General features: G+C 46.7%; 5 protein-coding genes. All 5 read left to right on the top strand.

What is annotated here, in order from left to right; genetic code table 11:
• Positions 1-40 precede the first annotated feature (40 nt).
• Positions 41-1,228 (top strand): DUF438 domain-containing protein, encoded by a 1,188-nt coding sequence (locus tag ENN47_09535; GenBank protein ID HDP78404.1) that lies wholly within the window; start codon positions 41-43, stop codon positions 1,226-1,228.
• A gap of 92 nt (positions 1,229-1,320) precedes the next feature.
• Complete coding sequence (locus ENN47_09530) at positions 1,321-2,448, top strand: aldo/keto reductase (GenBank protein ID HDP78403.1); 1,128 nt, start codon at positions 1,321-1,323, stop codon at positions 2,446-2,448.
• A gap of 115 nt (positions 2,449-2,563) precedes the next feature.
• The gene (gene glmU / locus ENN47_09525; GenBank protein HDP78402.1) at positions 2,564-3,913 is read left to right on the top strand and encodes a UDP-N-acetylglucosamine diphosphorylase/glucosamine-1-phosphate N-acetyltransferase; all 1,350 of its coding nucleotides are present in this window, start codon (positions 2,564-2,566) and stop codon (positions 3,911-3,913) included.
• Positions 3,913-4,860: a ribose-phosphate pyrophosphokinase gene (locus ENN47_09520; protein HDP78401.1), complete on the top strand. Its 948-nt coding sequence runs from the start codon at positions 3,913-3,915 to the stop codon at positions 4,858-4,860. Before glmU ends, ENN47_09520 begins: the two co-directional genes overlap by 1 nt.
• Positions 4,861-4,873: 13 nt before the next feature.
• Positions 4,874-5,120: 50S ribosomal protein L25 (locus tag ENN47_09515; GenBank protein ID HDP78400.1), on the top strand; the 247-nt coding region annotated here is incomplete at its 3' end.

Genomic DNA, 5,120 nt, shown 5'->3' with positions numbered 1-5,120 from the left:
GAAGAGATACGATTTTCTTGGAAGATTTGGAGGTGAAGAAGTGAGTGAGTTATTCAACAAAGAGGAGTTCTTGAAAGGGCTAATAAAAAGGCTTCATGAAGAACCAGACAGTATCGAGAGCATAAGGGAAGATTTCATGCAAGTGGTAAGGGAGCTCACACCGGTAGAGATCGCTCAGGTTGAGCAGAAGCTTGTCGAAGAAGGCATGCCCGCAGAGAGCATACAGCTCATGTGCAATATTCATCTCGACGTGTTCAAGGAAGCGTTGGATGAGGACGATATTACCGTCGACCCCTGGCATCCTTTGCATATATTGATTGAAGAGCATCGAGACATACTGAACAAGAGCAAAAAATTGAGAGATCTAGCCGGAAGGATAGGCAGCAAGAGCGACATTGAAGAAGATGCAAGAGAGCTTTCATCTCTATTAGATTATCTGGATCAAGTGGATCTGTACTTCTTGAAAGAGGAAAACGTGCTCTTTCCTTACCTCGAGAGACATGGTCTCATTCAGCCTCCAGCGATAATGTGGAAAGAACACGATGATGTAAGGGAGCTGAGAAAGACTCTGAAGAGACAGTCTACGAGTATAGAAGGCGGTTTTGGTAGAATAAACGAGCTTGCAATAGCCATAAGCGAGATCCTCTCAAATCACATTTACAAGGAGCACAAGATTCTCTTCCCTGCAGCGCTTAAACTGCTTTCGCGCGAGGAGTGGGAGGAAATAAGAACTCAGTTCGACGAAATCGGATATTTCGCATTTGAACCGATGCCGTTCTCTTCTTCGGAAGGTCAATCCGAAGCCGATACTTCAAAAGACGTTGTGAATCTCGGAAGCGGTTTTCTCAAATTGGAACAGATGAAGCTGGTTATGAACAACCTGCCTTTTGACATCACCTTCGTTGATGAGAACGACGTCGTCAGGTATTTCAGCGAGGGAAAGGAAAGAGCCTTCGTCAGAACAAGAGCAATAATTGGCAGGAAAGTGCAGAACTGTCATCCGCAGAAGAGCGCTCACATTGTTGAAAAGATTCTCTCCGACTTCAAGGAAGCGAAGAGAGACGTTGCAGAATTCTGGCTGAGTCTGGGGCAGAAGATGGTTCACATCAGGTATTTCGCTCTTAGGGATGAAGAAGGAAAGTACGCCGGTACGCTCGAGGTTACTCAAGAGATTTCGAAAATCAGGGCTTTGGAGGGAGAAAAGAGGATTTACGACCCTCTGGACTAGCGAGAGTCCTGCCAAATTCAAAACCAGGAGCAGATATTGTAGAATAGAGTGTACTCACTTTAATCTTCAAAAAACCTTTCGGAGGTATCGCGATGATTCGCAGAGAAATGGGAAAGACCAAAGAGAAAGTATCTGCACTGGGTTTTGGCTGCATGAGGCTGCCCACACTAGATGATCAGTCAATAGATGTCGACGAGGCCAAAAAAATGCTTAGGTTTGCAGTGGACAACGGTGTTGATTACGTTGACACTGCTTGGGGATATCATAACGGCCAGAGCGAACCATTCGTTGGTCTTGCTCTTCAGGACGGTTATAGAGAGAAAGTCAAGCTTGCTACGAAGCTTCCCAGCTGGCTAATAAAAAGTCGCGAAGATATGGATTATTATCTGAATGAGCAGCTGAAGCGATTGAGAACCGACGTGATCGACTTCTATCTGATCCATTCTCTAAACCGAAGATTCTGGAAGAATCTCAAAGAACATGATATCTTCGAGTTCATGAACTCTGCTCTCTCGAGTGGCCGGATTCGACACATCGGCTTTTCCTTTCACGATACTCTTGATGTCTTCAAAGACATAATCGATTCCTACGATTGGGAGTTCTGCCAGATTCAGTATAATTTCCTCGATACAGAGAATCAAGCCGGTGTTGAGGGTTTGGGATATGCGTCAGACAGGGGAATCGGAATAGCGGTGATGGAACCCCTACGGGGGGGAAAGCTGGCCAACAATGTTCGAAAGGATATTCTACAGATCTGGCAGTCCGCAGAAATTCAGAGAACTCCTGCTGCCTGGGCGCTTAGATGGGTATGGAATGATCCGAGAGTAGGCGTAGTTCTGAGCGGAATGTCGACTATGGATCAGGTAAGGGAAAACATTGAAACGGCCAGAAAAGCCGATCCGGATTCCTTGACTCCTTCAGAACTGGCAACGGTCGAAAGGGTAAAAGAGGAGTACGTAAGGAGAATAAGGGTCAACTGTACCGGCTGCAGTTATTGTATGCCTTGTCCGAGTGGCGTAGCGATTCCCACTTCCTTCGACTTCTATAACGATGCCTTCATGTTTGATAATATCGAGGATCAGAAGAAAGTCTACTTGAGATTTGTCAAGGAAGAGAACAGAGCGTCCCGCTGTGTTGAGTGCGGGCGTTGCGAAGATCTCTGCCCACAGAGTATAGAGATAATCAAGAATCTCAAAGAAGTCTCCGCGCTCTTCGAATAAGAGAGGCGTGGCGGAGAAGAATGTCTTTCACGGCAGCGCTGCCTTTTTCTCTGATAGTGCTATATAATTGTGCCGTAATTGGGAAAGTGAATAACCTCTGAGGGGGGTAATATAGATGACCGGAATAGTTCTTGCCGCTGGTCAGGGTACAAGGATGAAGTCGAAGTATCCCAAAGTAATTCACAGAATCCTCGATATGCCTATGGTCAACTGGGTTGTATCGGCTCTTAGAAAGGCCGGTGCCGACCGAATAGTGGTTGTAACCGGATACGAGGCCTCGATGGTCGAAGATATTCTCGATGACGATATTGTCTCATTAAGGCAGAGTCCTCAGCTTGGAACGGGCCACGCGGTCATGACCGCCGCCGATTATCTGGACGATGAAGAGATAGTAGTTATTGCTGGAGACGAACCTTTGGTAAGACCGTCGACGCTTAGAAAGCTTGTCTTCGATAGGGGTGAAAGAGATCTCGATGTTGTCTTCTTAACTATGAAACCATCCAATCCAACCGGCTACGGAAGGGTTGTCAAGAATGGAAACAGGGTCAAAATTGTGGAACACAGAGACGCGGACCCAGAGACGAGAAGGATAGATGAGGTCAACTCCGCAATTTATGCTTTCAGAGGAAGTTTCCTAAGGTCGGCAATCACTAGACTTTCAAACGACAATGATCAGAGGGAGTACTACCTGACAGACACCGTTGCTATGGCAGAGAAAGCAGATACGATCATTGTCGAAGATGCAAGGGAAGTCCTTGGCGTGAATGACAGGATTCAACTGGCCGAAATAAACGGGATAGCTCAGAGAAGGATAAATGAACAGCTCATGAAGAACGGCGTAACTCTAGTTGATCCCTCCACCTGTTACATTGGGCCTGAAGTTCAGATCGGAATGGACACGGTAATTGAACCGATGGTTTTCATAACAGGACGGACCGTTATTGGCGAAGGTTGTTTGATTGGTCCGATGACGAGAATCGAGAACTCGAATATCGAAGACAATGTGGAAATCGTTAGATCCGAGGTTTCCTCGGCGAATGTACATTCAGGAGCAAGAGTCGGCCCGCTTTCCAGGCTGAGACCGGGCGCGGTAGTTATGAACGACGCTCACGTAGGCAACTTTGTGGAATTGAAGAAGACCGTCCTTGGGAGAAGATCAAAGGCGCAGCATCTAACCTATCTGGGCGACACGAATGTTGGAGAAGATGTGAACATTGGAGCCGGTACTATAACCTGCAATTACGACGGGAAGAACAAACACAAGACCGAGATCCGTGATAGAGCTTTTATCGGCAGTAACACGGCTTTAGTTGCTCCGGTGAAAATCGGAGAGAATTCTGTGACTGCAGCCGGTTCTGCAATCACCGAAGATGTCCCGCCCAACTCACTTGCGTTCGGTAGAGCGAGGCAAGTCGTAAAAGAAGGAAGATTCTCAAATAATAATGGGCAGGAGGAGAAAAACTGATGCCTTACCAGACAAACGAGATGAAAGTATTCGCCGGTTCTGCGAGTCTGCCCTTGGCAGAGAAGATCTCGCAGCATCTTGGAATCAGGCTTGGAGATTGCAGAACAAAGAGGTTTTCCGACGGCGAGATAAATTTGAAGATTGACGAGACGGTCAGGGGTCATGATATCTTCATAATTCAGTCTACATGCAGCCCGGCCAATGAGAACCTTATGGAGCTTCTCATAATGATCGATGCCTTTAGAAGAGCTTCAGCCCATTCTATTGCCGCCGTAATCCCATATTATGGTTACGCTCGTCAGGATAGGAAGGCAAGAGGCCGCGATCCAATAACTGCCAAACTTGTGGCGAATCTTCTCACAACTTCAGGAGCGAGCAGGCTGATAACCATAGATTTGCATGCGGAGCAAATACAGGGGTTTTTCGATATCCCAGTCGATAATCTGTGGTCCTTTCCTGCCTTTTTCAGGTTCTTCAATCAGGGGAGGTTCGACAGAGAAGAAATGGCGGTCATTTCCCCGGACATCGGCGGAGTGAAGCGGGCGAGCAAGTTTGCGGCAAAACTTGGTGTTCCTCTTGCTATTCTGGACAAGAGAAGACCAAAGGACAACGTTGCAGAAATGGTACACATAATAGGCGATGTCGATGGAAAGACAGCAATAATCTTTGATGATATAATTGACACCGGTCGTTCATTGGTAGAGGCAGCAAAGATGCTAAAATCCAACGGTGCGAAGAAGATCTTTGCCTGTGCCACCCATGGCGTTCTCTCCGGCGATGCGACAAAGATAATTGCAGAGTCGGAAATTGAGAAGGTCTTCATTACTGACACGATATACCATGAAGGTCTTCCTGACAACATAATGGTGTTGTCTATTGCTCCGTTATTGGCGGAGGCATTAACCCGTGTTAGGAAAAATCTTTCGGTGAGTATTTTGTTCAGATAGAGGAGGGAAACAAATGCACGAAATAAATCTCGTTGCTGAACCGCGCAACGGTGACACGAAAGCGAAAATCCTAATGAATCAAGGCAGGATTCCTGCAGTGGTTTACGGCCCAGAAATGGAAACGATTTCCATAAGTCTGGATAAGGTCGAGGTCTTGAGAATAATGAACAGAGTTGCAGAGACAACTTCAATAGTTCTTTCTCTTGATGGCAAAGAGTACCGCGCCTTTCTGAAGGGAGTTCAGAGAGACAAGGTTACCG

Origin of the sequence: Mesotoga infera (genome assembly GCA_011045915.1) — a bacterium.
GTDB lineage: Bacteria > Thermotogota > Thermotogae > Petrotogales > Kosmotogaceae > Mesotoga > Mesotoga infera_D.
This window is presented reverse-complemented; position numbering and strand designations above follow the sequence as displayed.